The sequence below is a fragment of the Nostoc sp. CALU 546 genome (assembly GCF_048836525.1).
In genome coordinates this window covers 1-18,669 of sequence record NZ_JAWJTF010000031.1, presented here as the reverse complement: position 1 = coordinate 18,669, position 18,669 = coordinate 1, and the positions used below count along the sequence as shown (strand labels likewise).

Genomic DNA, 18,669 nt, shown 5'->3' with positions numbered 1-18,669 from the left:
CGATTTGTTTATTAGTAAAATACAACTTACAATTTTTTGCGATCGCCATTTAGTTCCGAGATGGCTGTATGTGGTTCAATAAGCCGCATTGTTGCAAGGATGGAATGCACTATAATTTGCCTATGATCAAACCTTAGCGTAGGCGTAGCCCGTCGTAGACATCGCTGATAAATCATAAATCTTACCTGGAATATATTAAATAATTGATTATTCCTAAGATTATTAAATGAGCCGGGTAAAACACATAGAACCATCTAGTTCGTGAACCTTGTTTACCATTGAATTGAAAAACAATGAGTCCTGCAAAAACTGCCCAACCTTGAGATATATTAATCATAGATAGGATTACTAAAGTAAAAAAGTGAAAGATGCACCAGTAGAGCAACCATATTTTGGGCTTTAGTTTGTCTGTAAGGGACATCAAGAAAATTACTCCAATCCCATAAGCTCCATAGGAAAAGTCCAAGTTCTCGGCAACTACTGCACACAATCCAATAATTATTGATTGCTGCCATAATTGCGGATAACGCTTTACTAAGCGCAACATCACAAGTCCAAGAACAAGCGTGTAAAGAATATTAAATGATAACCTCTGGAAAATAAAACTATAGATTGGCTGAGATATAATTGCTGTAATTAATAGCCTACTTCCATAGCGGTAAACATTTTTGGTGTGTTTTTCGCCTTTTGCCAAGAGCCATGCAAAAAGGGGAAAGCTCAATCGCCCAAAAAAGTGCAAGATTAGAAACTCTGGCATTAGCAAATAGCATACATGATCCATAACCATGAATACTACTGCTAAGATTTTAATGTTAAAAGCTGAAACTTTAATCACAACGTTACAATTACCTTATTAGATTCGTTAATATAAAATATCTAAAACTTTATTTATTTAATATAAGAGTTATTCAAAATCCTAGCAATTTGATAACATTAACAAAAAGGGCAATGTCTACGAAGGGCTGTTTAGTGACACCCTCTTTAGCAGAGATAACAAAAACACTATGGCAAAGCGTAAGAAAAGCAATCTCCAGTGGATTAAAGAAACGCTTGAACTAAAACCTGACCATCGCTGGGAATCTCCATCAGGCTACAAAATATTTGTCGCAGATAGAGGCGCTGTTCGCTTCAATGTTCCTCAGGATTGGGTTTTTGAGCCACAAGAGAAATCTTTCAAGTTCATGGATAAAAAACCGCCCAACGATGATTGCTGTCTGGAAGTATCTTTTAATCGTCTGCCACCCAATGACTGGAGCCAGTTTCCGCTAAAATCCACCTTGAAGAAAGTCTTGGAAGACGACAGCCGCAACATCATTGAGAGGGGAGAAATTATTACCGTCAAGCGTCAAACCGCCAGAATTGTCTGGACAGAGATGAAGTTCATTGATGTTCAAGAAGAACCACGGGAAGCTTTTTCGCGGACTTGCATTGGTTTGGGGTCGAATGTTCAGTGCTTGATTACATTCGATTATTGGGCAGATCAAGCAGAACAATTAATACCCGTTTGGGATGAAGCGATGCGTAGCCTGACGCTAGGGTTATATATTCGTGACCCCATGACTGGTTTAGCTTTCCCAGACTGAGCTACAACAAGGAATTGAGGCGATATTGACGATGGGCGTAGTTGTAGCACCTCAAAATTTCTATATGCTAAATTTGGAGCGGGATAGTAACAAAGTTACAAAGCTATGGTTTAGGTTCTATATGCCTAACTGGTGCGCCAAGCTTTTGCATAAGCGTATACCGCAGAGTGCTTTAAACTATACCATCGTTTGATTAGCTCAGTTGGCAGAGCGATCGACTCATAATCGATGGGTCACAGGTTCGAGTCCTGTATCAAACTCCAGGAAGTTAGCTCACTGGTAGAGCAATCGACTCATAATCGATGTGTTGTAGGTTCGATTCCTATACTTTCACCCAAAACCCTGTCCGGGTCAAAAGACACTACCCTTTTAAGGTAGCCAATATGGTACGGATCTTAACAGATTCGAGACCCCTCATTTTCTCAACTCTGCGTGCAAGTGTTTTGCTGTCGGTCATCACTCGTAAGGGTGATGTTCGGTAGCCACAGTTGAGGAGTAAGCGCAACTGCATTTCTCCCTAACTTGAGTATGTTCCTTCCTTTCCTACATCTAGTTTTCTTTCGGGATTCTAGATTGGCAAACGAACGGCATATTTGAGCGCGGTTATTTTTTTCTAGATTGCCATTGAGTAGTCGGGGAAAAATAACAGCAATCTTAATCCAGCTTTGGAGAAGCTTTTGCCCACACCTGAACTGTAAACACTTGCACTAGCAGAGTTAAAAAATATTTTGTAGTATTATAGTAGTACAAATAGCTAAAACAAATCCTTGAGCCTTTTTCTACAAGGTTGCAAACTTCAATAATTCCTATATTCAAGCTGTAATATGGTATCTGTCAAATCACCCATAATAAGCAGTTTGTAGTAAGGAATTTAGTCCTAGCTTTGAGGACTAAATTCCTTACTACGAACTAACATTTTTATTCTATTTGATTAATCCAGACATGGTAGAAGATGACAAGTTTTCTTGCAGGTGGTATTTAAGTTTAAAGAAGGTTATAAATGTCTTGACTAAATATTCTTGGCTAGTTGCGTTGGCGTAGCCCGTCGTAGACATCGCTACGCCAGTCGCAAGCATCGCCTAGCTTATCTAAAATATCGTGCAAATTCTCTATGCAAATTACTATGTGGCAAACGTTTTATATCAAACCTAACGAAATCGGCATCTTATATCACCGCAGTGACTTTAAGAAAATTTTGCAACCTGGTACGCATACATATTTAGGTCGGCATTGGCAAGTAAAAATTTATGATCTCAATCAGCCACTAGCTCAGATTGAAAATCTAGAACTGTTGTTGCGAAATCACGAAGCCGAACTACAACAACATTTATTGATTATCAGAACTGCATTCAACCAAGTTGCGTTAGTCCGCTACGGTCAGAATTGGGTAAGCGTTGCACCAAATAAATTGATTGCTTTTTGGCGTGGTTTTATTGAGGTAGAGTCTCATATATTCAATTTAGAAGAAAGCTTAGAATTACCTAGTTCCTTTGTACAGCAATTGCGCTCAGTTGCGTTGAATGGACTGAAAAAGTTCCAAATCTCCGAGTATGAGATTGGTTTACTATATCTGCAAAACAATTTTGTGCGACCTCTAAAACCAGGAGAGTATGCTTTTTGGTCAGTAGATAGAGATGTTACAGTCCGAACTCTCAGCCGAATTATCCCTAACCCAGATTTTCCCCTGGAAGATGTACTCATTGAAAAACATCCCGATTTTATTGCTGCCTACTGTCAAACCGTGCAATTACAGACTTCGCAAGTTGCAATTGTGCGCTATCGAGGTAAAGTGATTTCTATTTTGCCGCCCACAAGCCGCAAACTATTTTGGCAAGGTGTTGCAGTGGAAATTCTCGACATCAGCGCTGATGCTCAGTTACAGCCTTCCTTAGTGGCTGAGTTGGTTGAGGGTTCAGCAGAAGCGAAATTGCTCAGTCGCAACTGTTTGCATATTTGCCAAGTTCCCGCGCAGCACGTGGGACTAGTATACATTAATCAAGAGTTTCAAGGATTGCGATCGCCAGGAGTACATGCTTGGTGGTTATTTGGTCGCTCTTTTCAAACCGAAACCATTGACCTGCGACTCCAAAATATGGAAGTATCCGGTCAAGACATCCTCTCTAAAGATAAAGTACCTCTGCGGTTAAATTTGACGGCTGGCTTTCGCATACTCGACCCATTGAGGGCAAAAAACGGGTTATCAGATATTTCTGGTTATTTATACAAAGAATTACAATTTGCTTTGCGTGGTGCAGTTGGTGAACGCAACTTAGATGCTTTGTTAGAAGATAAAGGTGCAATTGATAGAAGCATCTCTGAATACATTCGCCAAAAAGCCGCAGACTATGGGATTGAAGTAGATTCTGTAGGTGTAAAAGATATTATTTTACCTGGTGAGATTAAGGCTATCTTGAGCAAAGTAGTCGAGGCAGAAAAAACCGCTCAAGCAAACGTAGTCAGACGTAGAGAAGAAACTGCTGCTACTCGTAGTATGCTAAACACTGCCAAAGTGATGGAGGATAACCCCGTGGCATTGCGTCTGAAGGAACTCGAAGTATTAGAGCGGATTGCAGAGAAGATCGATCGCATTCAAGTTAACGGCAGCTTGGATAGTATTTTAACAGACTTGATTCGGATGAATCCATAGCGATCGCGGCAAATACTCACGCAGTAAAAGGCCAGTATAATAACACTAGGTCTATTTACGAGAAAAGCGAGTATGCGACAGTCAGCTTCAGACTCTCAACAAAACCTTGCTCAAAAAATTGAAAAGTGGAAAGCTGGGCTGGCTGACTTAGGACGACGAAATCCTCTCATCAAGTTTCGGCAAGATAGTCCTCGAATATTAGAAATTATCACAGAAGAACCAGATTTTCTCTTCCAAAATCTGACAGAAGATAAGAAATCGCTTTATTTTCAAATACTTGATAGCGAACATCAAAATATTACCCAGTCCAGAAATACCAAGGCATTATCAGCACAAAAAAATCCTCTTGAATTAATTACTCGTCAAAGAGGCAGTGAGCAACTGAAACGACTGAATAAATTGCGTCTTGAATCACGACGCTCATTTGAAGAACGAGGGGTAAATAGCTTATTCTTGGCGCTTGGAACGTTGACTTGGTATGACAAAGACAAGGATAAGCCAGAGGATGTTTTGGTATCACCACTAATTTTAGTTCCTGTAGAGTTAATTAAAGAACCTAGACGAGATGTCTATAAAATATCTCTATTAGATGAAGATGTTGTATTAAATCCAACGCTGACACAAAAGTTAAAGCAAACTTTTGGAATTGAGCTTCCAGAGGGAGAAGCTATACAAACACTAACTTATGACGAAATTATTGCTGAAATTGAGGAGCTATTAGCAGAACAGAAGACATGGGAAATTAAAGAGAATGTATTTCTCTCGCTGTTCTCTTATGCTAAAGCTGCAATGGTTCGGGACATTATCGAAAATGAAGCTCTAATTTTTGCTCACCCAATTTTGCAAGCGATTAGTGGCGATTTAACTACTTATCAGTCAAATTATAGAGAACCCCTACCGGCATCTGCTCTAGATTCACAAGTTAAACCTGAGCGAATATTTCAAATTCTTGATGCTGACTCTAGCCAGCAAGTCGTGATTGAAGCAGCAAAATCTGGTTCTAGCTTTGTTGTCCAAGGGCCACCAGGAACAGGCAAAAGTCAAACTATTGTAAATATAATTGCAGAACTGGTTGGCAATGGCAAATCAGTTTTATTAGTTGCAGAAAAAGAAACAGCGCTAAGTGTGGTTTATAAGCGCATGGTTGAATGTGGTTTAGCTCATATATGTCTTAATCTCCACCATAGTGGAACAACAGATAAGCGGGAGCTTGTAAATAATTTATCAAAAACTATTGAATATGTTAGACAAATTTACAGTACAGAAAATCATCACGCTTTCTTTGAACAGCTTATTTCTACTCGTCATTCGCTAAAATTATATTTGACAAGTTTACATGCTAAAGAACAACCTCTAGATAAATCGCCTTTTGAGATATTTGGTGAGCTTTTGAAAAAAGAACGCGAAGCAGTTCCCAATATTAATGTTATATTTTCCAACTTCAAACAATGGAATTATATTAGATTACAACAAGCAAAAGATTTATTAACTCAACTAGCACAATTTCTGCCTTTATTTAATGGAGACAAAACAACTATTTGGGCAAAAAGTTCTCTAGATTCTTATTCCTATGAGATGGAATTACAAATTACAGAGCAAATAGAGGAATTTCAGGAAGCAATTTTGTCAGTCAAAAAGATTAATCAAGAATTACAGGGGATTCTACAAGTTCAACCTTTGTTGAGTTTAGAGTCACTAGATAAGTGCTATCCAGCCCTGCTGCATATACTAAAAGCTCCATTAAATTTACCAGAGAATTGGGTAGGAGTAGATATTGCACTTGCTCAAGATGTTTTTACTAGTCTGAAAAAAGATGTTCTAGAAATTGAAAAAAATAAGCGATTACAAGAAACCCAAAACCTACTAAGCAAGCTTTTAAAATTATTTAACATTTTTCGTAGGAGTAAACCTAATTCTATTGAGTCTTTGCAAAATAAGCTGCGTCAAATTGATTACCCCGCTCGTCAGGTTTTTGGATCTTTATTTAACCCGGAAGTTTCTACTGAGGCAGAGTTAAAAGAAATTGAACAAGCTTTAAGTTGGTTGACTGGCTTACAAAAGTATTCGTCGTTTTCTACTGATTCAGTCCAGTGCATTCTAAATTCTCCTTCTAAACGGCGCGAACTGGCTGAATTAGTTAAGAAATATGAGTCAGCCCATCACCGTATTAGGCAAGGATTAGATTTCCTGCTATCACACTTTGATGAAAGTGACATCACAGATTCTTACTTACCTCGCAATCAAATTACTTTTGTCGAACTAGAAAGATTCTTAAACTTGGCTCAATCGGAACTGCCTTATTTTCAAGAATGGCTGACTTATAAAGAAACTTATCAGAAACTCGAAAATCTGGGTAATAATAAGTTTTTAGATGCTTTACGTGAAAATCAAATCAAACCAGAGCAATGGTTCCCCGTTTTAGAAAAGCGAATTTATCAAATATGCCTTGATGCTATCCTTGCCAAAAAACCTGAGTTAAAGAATTTTAACCCAGAAGTACATGAACGACAAATAAAGGAGTTTTCTAAACTCGATTTTAAGCAACTAGATACTGCTAGAGAACGTTTAAAGCAGCTTCATGTCCGACGCTGGCAAAACTGGGAAAAGACTTCACTTGCTCTAGCTGAATTGCCAAATTTGAAAAGAGAAGCGACTAAAAAGAGCCGACATTTACCCATTCGTAAACTCCTCAGTGACACACAAAAAGGGATACCGAATCTCGTCAAAGCCTTAAAGCCTTGCTGGATGATGAGTCCACTTTCTGTTAGTCAATATATAAATCCAGATGTAGTTCATTTCGATGTTCTCATCTTTGATGAAGCATCTCAGCTTCGGACTGAGGATGTTGTCCCTTCAATTATCCGTTCTAATCAAGTTATTGTGATTGGGGATAATAAACAGCTTCCTCCCACATCATTTTTTTCAACGGGAGACAGCCAAGAAGATATCGGTGATGAGGATGATGCAAGCTATGAAAGCGTTTTAGATGAATGTTCCAGGTTTATGTTTGGACGCACACTAAAATGGCATTACCGCAGTCAAGATGAGCGTTTGATAGCTTTCTCCAACCATCATTTTTATGACGACAATTTAGTTACATTTCCAAACCCAGTTCAAAATTCAGATTTGGGAGTATCGTTCCGACACGTTCCTGATGGCGTTTACGATCGCAGTGGACGCACAGATAATCGACGCGAAGCTCAAGTAGTTGCTCAGTTGGCATTGGAGCATTTTCAACGGTTTCCCGAACAATCCCTTGGTATTATTGCCTTTAGCGAAAACCAAGCCGACGCGATTCGGGAGCAAATTGAAATTTTGGGGAAAGATCACCCCAATCTGGAGACATTTTGCACTGATAACTCACCTCAGTTTTTTCTGAAAGCATTAGAAAACGTTCAGGGTGATGAGCGAGATGCCATTATACTCAGCGTTGGGTATGCTCGTGATTCTCAAGGTAAGCTTTATCTCAACTTTGGCCCCTTGAATCGGCAAGGTGGAGAACGACGGCTCAACGTCGCTGTGACACGGGCAAAAAGTAAAATTACACTTGTTTCTTCCATTGTGGCTGGTGACATCGACAAAACACGCGCCCAAAGCAAAGGTGTAAAATTACTACATGATTACCTGGAATACGCAGCAAGTGGTGGAGAACGACTACAAGGTAACTCTTACACAGATACGCTCGATTTTGACTCGCCATTTGAAGAAGATGTTTACCATGCTTTAGTCCAGCAGGGATACACTATCCGCACCCAAGTTGGATGCTCAGGATACCGGATTGACCTTGGTGTAGTCAATAGCGATCGCCCTGGTGAGTTTTTACTGGGTATTGAGTGTGATGGTGCATCTTACCATAGTTCACCTACTGCCAGAGATCGCGATCGTCTCAGACAACAGGTACTTGAAAGGCTTGGTTGGAAAATTCACCGCATTTGGTCAACAGACTGGTTTCGTAACAAACCTGTTCAAGTTCGTCTGTTGATAGAAAAAATTAAACAACTACAACAAATAAATAGCTAAAAGGTTTGTCCGCGATCGCTTTTCAATGTATTTTGCTCAATTGTGCCATTAAACTAAAAATTGAAATTGACTATAACGGGGATAAATAAAAATTTACATCTTTGTGTAGTAATACTTGCGAAGGTGTATGTTTACACTCAGTCTGCATTAATAAAACATATACTTGATAGATAAGCTTTAATTATGCCGATTGGATAGCATGGAGTCCCTACAATGTCAATTGATGAAGTAAAAAACCAGCAAAATAATGGTCTAGTTCAACCCTCTACAGACTTAATAGAAAACCTAATGAAGGCAAAAGACAAGAACAAATCTAAAAAATCAAAACGGATTTTTGATGGTAGTACTGAAGCTTTTGCCAAGAAAATTCCCAAAAAGACTTTTGAAACGGAACTAGAGAAACTCCAGATTGAGCTAGTCAAAATGCAATACTGGATTAAGCACACTGGCTATCGGGTTGTCGTCATCTTTGAAGGGCGCGATGCTGCCGGCAAAGGAGGAGTAATTAAACGCATTGCCGATCCACTCAATCCTCGTGGCTGTCGTGTAGTCGCTCTGGGAACACCCTCCGATCGCGAGAAAACTCAGTGGTATTTTCAACGTTACGTCCAACATCTTCCCACAGCCGGCGAAATAGTCCTTTTCGATCGCAGTTGGTACAACCGAGCCGGAGTTGAAAAAGTAATGGGCTTTTGTACTGAAGCAGAATATCTAGAATTCATGCAATCTTGCCCAGAATTTGAACGAATGCTGGTGCGATCGGGCATTGTTTTAATCAAGTACTGGTTCTCCGTCAGCGATGAAGAACAAGAAAAACGCTTTCTTTCTCGCAGTCACGATCCCGCAAGACGCTGGAAACTCAGCCCAATGGATTTGGAATCACGCGATCGCTGGGTAGAATACTCCAAAGCAAAAGATACCATGTTTGCTTACACGAATATTCCCGAAGCTCCCTGGTTTACCATTGAAGCAGATGATAAAAGACGAGCGCGGCTCAACTGCATTCATCATTTGTTGAGCAAAGTTCCTTACGAAGACATGACACCTCCTCCCTTAGACCTTCCATCTAGACCTGTGGCTGAGGATTATGTTCGCGCCCCACGTAATGAGCAGTTCTTTGTCCCTCAAGTGTATTGAACAACATTCCTGAGTCGAAACTATGGAGTACAGCGACTTTACTCTAGAAAAAGTTTCGGCTATTTTGGGAATCACTACCCAAGAAGCTAAATCTAATGATTCATAACGTATTTTTTGGAACAATGATAACCACAATTTAACGTACTGAAAGATGAGCCATTTTCTAACACTTGTGATTGTTGATCGCACAGAAGCAAACCCAAGCAAAAAGGCTAAAGAATTGATGCTGCCATATTTTGAAACCGATGAAGATAATCCATCTTTGCAAGCAAAATGTGACGGATTTGCTATTGGTGGTCAGTATGATGGCTTAATTTGGGGTAAGGAGCAGCATTACAATCTCAACCCAGAAGAATTTCAACTTCGATACGGGCTAGATATTGTGCAATCAGAAGACAATATTCGTCCTATCTCTGCCCTAATGTCTGACTTAGTTTCATACGCTATCGTTACGCCTGATGGAAAGTGGCATGATCGTGAAGGAAAATCCAATGAAGAATGGCTAGAAAAGTTCCGAAGTCTTTTACGCCAATATCAAGACAATATAGTGGTTGCGATTGATTGTCATTGTTGATTAAAGGGATTTTGGCAAAGTACCGGGATTGTTAATAGAGGATTGAACGATTTAATGCGTAGGCGCAGCCCGTCGTAGACATCGCATCCCCTAATCACGCGATCGCTACCGGAAAAGGCGGGTACGCCATCGCAAGCTGGTTGTCGAAGAATGTAGTCGCACCAACAGTCTACTTCTTATCCATCTCACACACAATCTCTAAATGTTATCGAGTGAAGGCGATGTCTACGACGGGCAATTCGGTGTCGCTTAGGTGCTAAATTAAAGACGGTAATATTGGAGTATCAGGGATTACCAAAGATAGTCAAGCCGTTTATTTATGTAGCTCCTTACTGCAATGAAGCCAAAAGTTTACATTGAAACATCCATTCCCAGTTTTTATTACGAAGCACGTACTGAACTGATATGGTGGCGCGGCGGCAGTGGACACGAGAATGGTGGAGCAATGCAAGTGATAACTATGTGCTTGTAACTAGTCTTGCGGTGCTGGATGAACTTAATCGAGGTAACTTTCCTGGAAAAAGCTAGGCAATAGAACTGATTAGTAGCTTGTTATTTATCTCGATTGAATCTGCGATTGCTGAAATCGTTGAAGTGTATATTCAGCAACACCTGATGCCCAGCGATCCGCTTGGAGATGCACTACATCTTGCCCTGGCTTCGTATCATAAATGTGATTTTCTATTGACTTGGAATTGTCGCCACTTGGCAAATGCTAACAAGTTTGGGCATATTCGACGGCTAAACGTTATGCTGGGGTTATACGTTCCAACACTAGTTACGCCATTAGAGTTAATAGGAGCGCAAAATGACGAAGAATGATGAAGCAATCAACCAAATACGTAAAATTCGCCACATAATATCTCAGGAAAATGGACATAACCCTGATAAATTGGTGGATTACTACATTGAACTTCAGAAGCAATATCCCCATCTTATTCATTACAAAGAGCAGCATACAAAAGTTTTAGAATCCGCAGTACAACAAGGTGTTGAAGCCGAAGCATAGAAGCGATCATCAATCAAGTTCGCAAATTTATCTACGTAGGACGATGGAGAATGTTAGTGCGATGTCTACAACGAGCTATTCGGCATCGCACTATCCCATAAATTAGTTTTATTAACGCGCAATCATCAGGATTTGGGCAAAGTACCCGGATTGTTAATTGAGGATTGGACGGTTTAATGCGATCACCTAGTTTATTGCCGAGTGAGGGCGATCGCAACAACATTCTACTTCTTTTACTACGATGTCTACGACGGGCTGTTCGGCATCGCACTATCTCGTAAATTAGTTTTATTAACGCGCAATCATCGGGATTTCAGCAGAGTACCCGGATTGTTAATAGAGGATTGGACGGTTTAATGCGATCGCCTAGTTTATTGTCGAGTGAGAGCGATACAGAATAGCCCGTCGCAGACATCGCTACAACACTCTACTTCTCGTGCATCTCACACACAATCTTTAAATATACAGTAGCGTGTTGTCAAGTTGGGGCGATCCCAGTGATGAGTAACCAACAAAGTCAAAAGATCAGAGGTAGAAGTTTGCTGATTTACTTAGGCTTTGTTTGATCGAATTTTATTAAGGAAATTTACGAATACTCTAGGTAAGGATTGTTATACGGAAAATATGTATAATATGTAGTTAACCAGCTTCATTTCTGACTGAGGTCAATGGTTAGAGGTTATGTGTTAATGTTCAGCACCTAGTTGCGATGAAGTTAACGGTTAGTATAGTTTCAACATTGGGAGTAAAGCAATTGGCACTTTGTATCTTAGGTAATTTAGAATGACTAACTCATCAAATCCTCAAACTAATGAGGATACCGAATTGTCCGAAGCGCAGTTTGAAAAAAATGAACCAGTCAAATGGTTTGATAGCGATTCTCAGCCTGATGAGACATATTCAATCAATGAGTATGAAATAACTACATCGCCTAATGATTTTAATATTAAGACGATGTATGACTTTATAAAATCTGGCGCTATCAATATTCCAGGTTTCCAACGTAATTATGTCTGGGATATTAAAAGAGCTTCAAAACTAATTGAATCTATCATAGTTGGCTTACCTATTCCACAGATATTTCTTTATCAGGAATCAAGAAACAAATTTTTGGTAATAGATGGGCAACAACGCTTAATGTCTCTCTACTATTTCATTGAGCAACGCTTTCCAAAAGACGAGAAGAGAACTATTTTGAGGCGAATTTTTGAAGAGAATGGCAAGATTCCAGATGAAATTCTGGGAGATGATGCCTATTTCACCAAATTCAACTTGCAATTGCCCTCAAGTTTACCAAATCATCCCAATAAGTTAAATAAAATCAACTACTCAACCCTAGATGAATATAAGATCGCATTCGATTTGCGAACTATAAGAAATATCATAATCAAGCAGAATTTTCCAGAAGAAGATGATTCTTGTATATATGAAATTTTTAATCGCCTAAATTCTGGCGGTATAAATTTAAAACCTCAAGAGATTAGGACAAGCTTATATTATTCTGATTTCTACAATATGTTGTATCGGCTCAATACTCTACCTGCCTGGCGACGAATAATTGGAGTTGACGAACCGGATCTGAATATGAAAGACATTGAAATTCTCTTAAGAGGATTTGCAATGTTAGTTGAGCGCCAAGAATATCAGTCGTCTATGGTGAAGTTTCTCAATAGCTTTTCTAAGAACTGTAAAAAATTGAGAACTGAACAGATAGATTACCTTGAAAGGCTATTCCACTCTTTTTTAGAGGCTTGCTCAGAATTGCCAGAAAAAGCATTTTATCGAAAGACAACTAATAAGTTTAATATTTCTATTTTTGAAGCGGTATTTGTCGCTCAATGTGGACATTTTTTTGAAACACGTCAGCTTGTTGAAGGAAAGATAGATACTGAAAAGCTCGAAGAACTAAAAAGTGATACAGAGTTTGTAGAAGCCATACAATCTCAAACTACCAGTAAGGAAAATGTCAACAAAAGATTACAAAAAGCGGCAATTATTCTGCGTAAAGAATTGTGATTTATGATAAGACAAAGTATTGTTGACCGAATTTATCAAGATAATCTAGACCTTCTCAAATTCCTAGAGGAGAAAAACGAGCCATCTTTTATGGTTCAATTTAATACTGTTTTTACCAAAACTTTACTACTCTCAGCAGCCAGCTACTTTGAACATGAGATTTGTAGAATGGTTCAAACATTTATTGAGTATAAAACTCAGAATGATGAATGCATTGTTTCAATAGTTAAACAGAAGGCGATCGAAAGACAATATCACACATATTTCGATTGGGAAGGAAGAAATGCTAACAAATTTTTTTCTTTATTCGGTAAGACATTTAAAGAAAATAGACTGAAAGATGTAAAAAAAGATACTAATTTAGATTCTGCAATTAAGTCATTTCTAGAGCTAGGCAATGAGCGCAATAAGTTAGTACATCAAAACTTTGCAGATTGCACTATCGAAAAGACAGCGGAAGAAGTTTATAAGCTTTATCAGCAAGCAACACTATTTATAGATTTTCTAGATCAGCAATTTAATAGTTTATAGCTTAAAGTTGCCAATTCAAGTAGCGTTATAAGAATCAGCGAATGAGGTTTGTTATCTGCTGCTCAATTTAGGCGTTACGCACCATTTAATCTAAAAAATCGCTATTGAAAACAGTCTATTATTTTACAGTTTTTCTTAAAGCAAAATGCAAGCAAAATCTAAAAACCAGACTCTATAAGAGTTATACTATCTAAAGCATAAAAACAGATTATTCTTAGATAACCCTGCAACTTGCATTTAGACTAGAAATAGGCTCTTTTTTCTCCCACCGCTAAAAAACCTTACATTATATGATGTTGAAGTGCGATCGCTAGGTTCGGAGTAATCCCAAGAGTGCATTTGACGGAAAGGAAGACCCATCTTTTGGAAGACGTACTTCTCTTTCACACCAGAAGCTACCAAATCAGGCTTCAGCGCTTTGATAAATTCCTCGAATTCGTAAGCGGTAACGTCGTCATAAACGATGGTGCCGTTTTCGATGTAGTGAGTGGTACGTTTGTAGTCGTCATTATGAGCGAACTCATAACCTGTACCAATCATCTTCATGCCCAAGTCTTGGAAAGCTGGGACAACGTGGCGAGGACGTAGACCACCAACCATGATGGCAACAGTCTTACCATCCAAACGGGGGCGGTACTTAGCAACTACCGCATCCATTGTGGGCTGATACTTGGCGATAACTTTCTCAGCGTTTGCTTGGATTGTTTCGTCAAACTTGGAAGCTATTTCCCGTAAAGATTCAGCAATCTTGGTGGGGCCGAAGAAGTTGTATTCCAACCAGGGTATACCGTAAGCTTCTTCCATGTGACGGCTGATGTAGTTCATCGACCGGTAACAGTGGATGAGGTTCATCTTCACATTGGGGGTCATCAACATTTCGTTGATTGTGCCATCACCTGACCACTGAGCGACTACGCGCAAGCCGATTTCTTCTAACAGGATGCGGCTAGCCCAAGCATCTCCACCGATGTTGTAGTCACCAATGATGGCTACATCATAAGGAGTACCTTCAAACTTGAGTGTACCGTCTTTTTTCGCTTGGTCTGCTCTGGTGAAAACCCAGTCACGAACCATGTCGTTAGCAATGTGGTGTCCCAAAGATTGGGAAACACCACGGAAGCCTTCGCAACGAACGGGTACAACTGGCTTGCCAATTTCTTTGGATGTCTTACGAGCAACAGCTTCGATGTCATCCCCAATTAGACCGATGGGGCATTCAGATTGAATGGAAACACCACGGTTGAGGGGGAAAAGTACATCAAGTTCTTGGATTAGCTTGACAAGTTTCTTGTCACCACCAAACACGATATCTCTTTCTTGGAAGTCAGAGGTGAAGTGCATTGTACCAAAGGTATCAATACCTGTGGTACCGATGTAGTAGTTACGACGACCAGACCAAGACCAGTAACCGCAACCTACAGGCCCGTGGCTGATGTGGATCATGTCCTTAATAGGACCCCAAACCACACCTTTAGAACCGGCGTAAGCACAACCACGAGCGGTCATTACCCCAGGAAGGGATTTGATGTTAGACTTAACGCCGCAGTCGGACTTACCTTCTTCGTATACACTTAAGTGCTTTTCCCGTTTTTTCTTAGCTTTATCGGGGTAAGCGTCTAGAACTTCTTTAATTAGTTCTTTTCTTTCTTCGATGATGTTTTGATTTTCTGGAGGTGTCATATTTAGCCTCTGTGACTCGTAAGGATCGGGGCATAGGGGGACTAGGAGTCCCCTCTAGGGTTAGGGGGGAGATGCAAGGGAGAGGATAAAAGGGAAGATATGAAACTCTTCCTTTTTCCTTGTGCTAAATCGTTATTTCTTAGCGCCTACTTAGACTAAGCTTGAGTAGCAGTCTGAGCAACCAACTTAGCAGTATTTTCTTCGCTTTCGAGAATACCGAATTCAATCAACAATTCTTCTAGTTCTTCCATTTCGATGGGTGTAGGAATAGCCAGGTTTTTGTTGTTGATGATCTTGGTAGCCAATGTCCGATATTCGTTAGCTTGGTTGCTTTCTGGTGCGTACTCGTTAACGGTCATGCGGCGCAATTCAGCGTGTTGAACAATGTTGTCACGGGGTACGTAGTGAATCATTTGGGTGTTCAACCGTTTTGCCAAGGTTTCGATCAATTCGATTTCTCGGTCAGTGTTACGGCTGTTACAAATCAAACCACCCAAACGCACGCCACCGGTGTGAGCATACTTAAGAACACCACGAGCGATGTTGTTAGCAGCGTACATCGCCATCATTTCACCTGATGTTACGATGTAGATTTCTTGTGCCTTGCCTTCACGGATTGGCATAGCGAAACCACCGCACACAACGTCACCTAACACGTCGTAAGATACGAAGTCTAGGTCTTGGTAAGCACCGTTTTCTTCTAAGAAGTTGATGGCGGTGATAATACCACGACCGGCGCAACCTACACCGGGTTCTGGACCACCAGATTCTACGCAACGAACGTTACGGAAACCGGTTAACATTACTTCTTCTAGTTCGATATCTTCTACTGCACCACGTTCTGCGGCGAGGTGAAGAACGGTTGTTTGAGCTTTGCTGTGCAGCATCAAACGGGTGGAGTCAGCTTTAGGGTCGCAACCGACGATGAGGATGCGTTGACCCATTTCTGCCATAGCTGCCAAGGTGTTTTGGGAGGTGGTAGATTTACCGATACCGCCTTTACCGTAGAAAGCTATCTGTCTTATGTTTTCTTCTGTCATTGTTCGTGTTTCCCTGCAATTGGTTGGTTGGTGGGTCTTTGCGTTTGTCAGTTGCGTTCACGCCAGTTGAGCGACAGTAGTGAGCGCGTGTAGAGCATCGTTGGTAGCGTTGGCATAAATGCCTGCTGGGGGCGATCGCTCCACAGCCAAAATTATTGACAGTAAGTTCATCGATCTTCCTCGTTAAAATTTTTTTCTTTTGGTTTTTTGTCCTTTGTCCTTTGTCATTTGTTTTGACAAAGAACAAAGAAAAATACGCAATTTACAAATACGTCATAATGTGTTTCAGCTTGCAAGATTCAATAGGACTTGATGTTGTTATTTGTCAACAATCAATGCATAAGTCCTATTACTTGTTCAAGATAGCGCCCTTCATTTTTGTGACGCGATCTAGTGCAGCTTTGGTGTCATCTGCTGACACTCCACGCACAGCCATTGCTTCACCGAGATGCTTGGCGATCGCATCGAAGTGTGGTTGCTGTAAATTCAATCCTGCGTGGGTTTTATCCATTGGACGACCGCCGTATTGCTTTGGCCCTTCAAATATTTGAGCTAAGAAAGCAACTAGATGATTGCGTTGCTTCGCCATGTCTGTACCAGCAAAAACGGGACTGAGGAGGCTGTCAGTAGCAATGCGTTTGTGGAGTTCATCTACTACTTGTTCAATAGCTGGTTGTCCACCAATGTTGTCGTACAATGTACTCATATCCTGTTCCTTTGAAGCGAGTTGGATGATGAAATTTGCAAGTAGGCGCTTAATCTTTTTGCCTATATGCTGTTAGCCGTCATAGTGGTAGGAGTACCAATTCGTAATTCGTAATGACGCTCCTGCGTCGCTAACGCTGCGCTAACGTAATTCGTAATTAAGAGAGAATTGGTATGAAGCATTGATGTGGAGACAATTATATGGTTCAAATCCTACTTTATGTTCCTGGCTGAATGCATATTAGGGCGTATTTGTAGAATACGTTAAGTCCTACAGCAATTCCTAAACTGCTTCGACTACAAGGCTCTTGCTGACACGATCTTGTAATCTGGCTTCGATCGCAATTTTCAGAGTTGCTGTACTACTTGAACAGGAACCGCAAGCACCTTGCAATACAACTTTAACGCGATCGCCTTCTACATCATAGAGTTCTACATCTCCCCCGTCTGCAATGAGTACGGGTCTGACTTCTTCATCAAGAACCTTTTGAATTAGAGCAATCTTTTGGACGTTTGTTAGCGCTCGTTCCTTAGATGTAACAATTTCTGTGGCAACTTGTACGCCGTAATTGTTGAGAGCAGGTGAGGCGTATTCCTGTTGAACTGATCTAATAATATCATCAATGTTCGCCAGACAGGAACCGCATCCGCCACCAGCTTTTACATAATTTGTTACTTGCTCGGCATCCGTGAGATGATTTTCTAGAATCACGCGACGAATCTTAGATTCGCTGATGCCAAAGCAACTGCAAACTAATGCACCTTCATCGTCATCATCGTGGGTAGCTAGAGGAATGCCACGATAATTGTAGATAGCGGCTTCTAGGGCTTCTTGTCCCATCACAGAGCAATGCATCTTTGCTTCTGGCAAACCACCCAGGTAATCTGCAATGTCTTTATTGGACACTTTCAAAGCTTCGTCTAAGGTTAAACCTTTGACCATTTCGGTTAATGCACTAGAAGATGCGATCGCACTAGTACAACCAAAGGTTTGAAAGCGAGCATCTAGAATCTTATCAGATTCTACTTCCACTTTCAGGTGCAATCTCAGAGCATCGCCGCAAGCAATGCTGCCAATTTCACCCGTTGCAACCTTAACTCCAGCTTCGCCCGTTTCTTCAATTTCTCCCTGATTTTTGGGATCGTAAAACAGTTCTAATACTTTATCGGTGTAGTCCCACATATTATTAAGTGCTGAGTGCTGAGTTATGAGTTATGAGTGGGGGGATTGGGGAAGGGGTAATGGGGAAGGGGGAAGGGGAAAAATCATTCCTTTACCCTTTACCCTTTAACCTTTTCCCATTTTTTCCCAGTCCCTAGCGATGCGCTAGTGCTTGTTCTTGTCCTTGCAACCAACTTGAATCATCATTTTTGAAGGGTGAGAGGGCGCGTAAACGTTCTACAATACCGGGCATTACCTCTATTACTTGATCGATTTCGGCAACGGTTGTGTAGCGACAAAGACTGAAGCGAATTGAACCGTGCAAAGTTGTGTAGGGTAAGCCCATTGCCCGCAGGACGTGGGAAGGTTCTAGTGAACCGGAGGTGCAAGCAGAACCGGATGATGCACAGATACCGTATTTGTTCAATAACAGTAGGATTGCTTCACCTTCGATGTACTTGAAGCCGATATTGGTTGTGTTTGGCAATCTCTGCGTAACGTCACCGTTGACTACACAATCGGGAATTTTAGCAAGTAAAGTTTGTTCCCCCCCCCCCCCCCCCCC

Annotated in this window: 17 protein-coding genes and 2 tRNA genes; 12 read left to right on the top strand and 7 right to left on the bottom strand. The window is 40.6% G+C overall.

What is annotated here, in order from left to right:
• Positions 1-181: 181 nt before the first annotated feature.
• Positions 182-835 (bottom strand): TraX family protein, encoded by a 654-nt coding sequence (locus tag RRG12_RS17180; protein WP_141699827.1) that lies wholly within the window; start codon positions 833-835, stop codon positions 182-184.
• Positions 836-1,004: 169 nt separating this feature from the next.
• Between RRG12_RS17180 and RRG12_RS17175 the strand changes: the two genes are divergently transcribed.
• From RRG12_RS17175 to RRG12_RS17165, 3 genes are all read left to right on the top strand, one after another.
• Positions 1,005-1,583 (top strand): hypothetical protein, encoded by a 579-nt coding sequence (locus tag RRG12_RS17175; protein ID WP_289794951.1) that lies wholly within the window; start codon positions 1,005-1,007, stop codon positions 1,581-1,583.
• A 187-nt stretch (positions 1,584-1,770) separates the two neighbouring features.
• Positions 1,771-1,846: transfer RNA gene (locus RRG12_RS17170), tRNA-Met, on the top strand.
• Positions 1,846-1,920, top strand: a tRNA-Met gene (locus tag RRG12_RS17165). Before RRG12_RS17170 ends, RRG12_RS17165 begins: the two co-directional genes overlap by 1 nt.
• A 586-nt stretch (positions 1,921-2,506) precedes the next feature.
• On the opposite strand, the gene RRG12_RS17160 is transcribed toward RRG12_RS17165, so the two are convergent.
• Positions 2,507-2,659: a hypothetical protein gene (locus RRG12_RS17160; protein ID WP_176727130.1), complete on the bottom strand. Its 153-nt coding sequence runs from the start codon at positions 2,657-2,659 to the stop codon at positions 2,507-2,509.
• 47 nt (positions 2,660-2,706) lie between these two features.
• On the opposite strand from RRG12_RS17160, the gene RRG12_RS17155 reads away from it, so the two are divergent.
• From RRG12_RS17155 to RRG12_RS17115, 9 genes are all read left to right on the top strand, one after another.
• Positions 2,707-4,230, top strand: coding sequence for a slipin family protein (locus RRG12_RS17155; RefSeq protein WP_420760145.1), 1,524 nt, complete (start codon positions 2,707-2,709; stop codon positions 4,228-4,230).
• A gap of 72 nt (positions 4,231-4,302) precedes the next feature.
• Positions 4,303-8,250, top strand: a complete 3,948-nt coding sequence (locus RRG12_RS17150; protein WP_420760112.1) for a DUF4011 domain-containing protein — start codon at positions 4,303-4,305, stop codon at positions 8,248-8,250.
• Between the two features lie 213 nt (positions 8,251-8,463).
• On the top strand, positions 8,464-9,387 hold the full coding sequence (ppk2, locus tag RRG12_RS17145) for a polyphosphate kinase 2 (RefSeq protein WP_420760111.1): 924 nt from the start codon (positions 8,464-8,466) through the stop codon (positions 9,385-9,387).
• A gap of 151 nt (positions 9,388-9,538) precedes the next feature.
• Positions 9,539-9,961 (top strand): hypothetical protein, encoded by a 423-nt coding sequence (locus RRG12_RS17140; protein WP_289794946.1) that lies wholly within the window; start codon positions 9,539-9,541, stop codon positions 9,959-9,961.
• 337 nt (positions 9,962-10,298) lie between these two features.
• The gene (locus tag RRG12_RS17135; RefSeq protein ID WP_420760110.1) at positions 10,299-10,433 is read left to right on the top strand and encodes a hypothetical protein; all 135 of its coding nucleotides are present in this window, start codon (positions 10,299-10,301) and stop codon (positions 10,431-10,433) included.
• A gap of 77 nt (positions 10,434-10,510) precedes the next feature.
• Entirely contained in the window at positions 10,511-10,783 is a 273-nt protein-coding gene (locus RRG12_RS17130; RefSeq protein WP_420760109.1) for a hypothetical protein, read from the top strand.
• Positions 10,770-10,970 (top strand): hypothetical protein, encoded by a 201-nt coding sequence (locus RRG12_RS17125; protein ID WP_289794944.1) that lies wholly within the window; start codon positions 10,770-10,772, stop codon positions 10,968-10,970. The genes RRG12_RS17130 and RRG12_RS17125 overlap by 14 nt, the downstream gene beginning before the upstream one ends.
• A gap of 783 nt (positions 10,971-11,753) precedes the next feature.
• Positions 11,754-12,986 (top strand): DUF262 domain-containing protein, encoded by a 1,233-nt coding sequence (locus RRG12_RS17120; protein ID WP_420760108.1) that lies wholly within the window; start codon positions 11,754-11,756, stop codon positions 12,984-12,986.
• Positions 12,987-12,989: 3 nt separating this feature from the next.
• Positions 12,990-13,517: a HEPN domain-containing protein gene (locus RRG12_RS17115; protein ID WP_420760107.1), complete on the top strand. Its 528-nt coding sequence runs from the start codon at positions 12,990-12,992 to the stop codon at positions 13,515-13,517.
• Positions 13,518-13,754: 237 nt separating this feature from the next.
• Here the strand turns inward: RRG12_RS17115 and nifD are convergent, their stop codons facing one another.
• The 5 genes from nifD to RRG12_RS17090 all read right to left on the bottom strand — a co-directional run.
• Positions 13,755-15,197, bottom strand: a complete 1,443-nt coding sequence (gene nifD / locus RRG12_RS17110) for a nitrogenase molybdenum-iron protein alpha chain (RefSeq protein WP_420760106.1) — start codon at positions 15,195-15,197, stop codon at positions 13,755-13,757.
• Positions 15,198-15,352: 155 nt separating this feature from the next.
• Entirely contained in the window at positions 15,353-16,237 is an 885-nt protein-coding gene (gene nifH, locus RRG12_RS17105) for a nitrogenase iron protein (protein WP_069073115.1), read from the bottom strand.
• A gap of 349 nt (positions 16,238-16,586) precedes the next feature.
• The gene (locus RRG12_RS17100) at positions 16,587-16,943 is read right to left on the bottom strand and encodes a group 1 truncated hemoglobin (protein WP_420760105.1); all 357 of its coding nucleotides are present in this window, start codon (positions 16,941-16,943) and stop codon (positions 16,587-16,589) included.
• A 282-nt stretch (positions 16,944-17,225) separates the two neighbouring features.
• Positions 17,226-18,125, bottom strand: coding sequence for a Fe-S cluster assembly protein NifU (gene nifU / locus RRG12_RS17095; protein WP_069073113.1), 900 nt, complete (start codon positions 18,123-18,125; stop codon positions 17,226-17,228).
• A gap of 133 nt (positions 18,126-18,258) precedes the next feature.
• Positions 18,259-18,669 (bottom strand): aminotransferase class V-fold PLP-dependent enzyme (locus RRG12_RS17090; protein ID WP_420760104.1); only part of this gene is annotated, 411 nt, incomplete at its 5' end.

Bases quoted from the DNA above. Each gene is read 5' to 3' on its own strand.
- nifU (WP_069073113.1), bottom strand. From the start codon at position 18,125: ATGTGGGACTACACCGATAAAGTATTAGAACTGTTTTACGATCCCAAA.
- RRG12_RS17120 (WP_420760108.1), top strand. From the start codon at position 11,754: ATGACTAACTCATCAAATCCTCAAACTAATGAGGATACCGAATTGTCC.
- nifD (WP_420760106.1), bottom strand. From the start codon at position 15,197: ATGACACCTCCAGAAAATCAAAACATCATCGAAGAAAGAAAAGAACTA.
- nifH (WP_069073115.1), bottom strand. From the start codon at position 16,237: ATGACAGAAGAAAACATAAGACAGATAGCTTTCTACGGTAAAGGCGGT.
- ppk2 (WP_420760111.1), top strand. From the start codon at position 8,464: ATGTCAATTGATGAAGTAAAAAACCAGCAAAATAATGGTCTAGTTCAA.
- RRG12_RS17175 (WP_289794951.1), top strand. From the start codon at position 1,005: ATGGCAAAGCGTAAGAAAAGCAATCTCCAGTGGATTAAAGAAACGCTT.
- RRG12_RS17135 (WP_420760110.1), top strand. From the start codon at position 10,299: ATGAAGCCAAAAGTTTACATTGAAACATCCATTCCCAGTTTTTATTAC.
- RRG12_RS17150 (WP_420760112.1), top strand. From the start codon at position 4,303: ATGCGACAGTCAGCTTCAGACTCTCAACAAAACCTTGCTCAAAAAATT.
- RRG12_RS17125 (WP_289794944.1), top strand. From the start codon at position 10,770: ATGACGAAGAATGATGAAGCAATCAACCAAATACGTAAAATTCGCCAC.
- RRG12_RS17140 (WP_289794946.1), top strand. From the start codon at position 9,539: ATGAGCCATTTTCTAACACTTGTGATTGTTGATCGCACAGAAGCAAAC.
- RRG12_RS17100 (WP_420760105.1), bottom strand. From the start codon at position 16,943: ATGAGTACATTGTACGACAACATTGGTGGACAACCAGCTATTGAACAA.
- RRG12_RS17160 (WP_176727130.1), bottom strand. From the start codon at position 2,659: ATGCTTGCGACTGGCGTAGCGATGTCTACGACGGGCTACGCCAACGCA.
- RRG12_RS17155 (WP_420760145.1), top strand. From the start codon at position 2,707: ATGTGGCAAACGTTTTATATCAAACCTAACGAAATCGGCATCTTATAT.
- RRG12_RS17115 (WP_420760107.1), top strand. From the start codon at position 12,990: ATGATAAGACAAAGTATTGTTGACCGAATTTATCAAGATAATCTAGAC.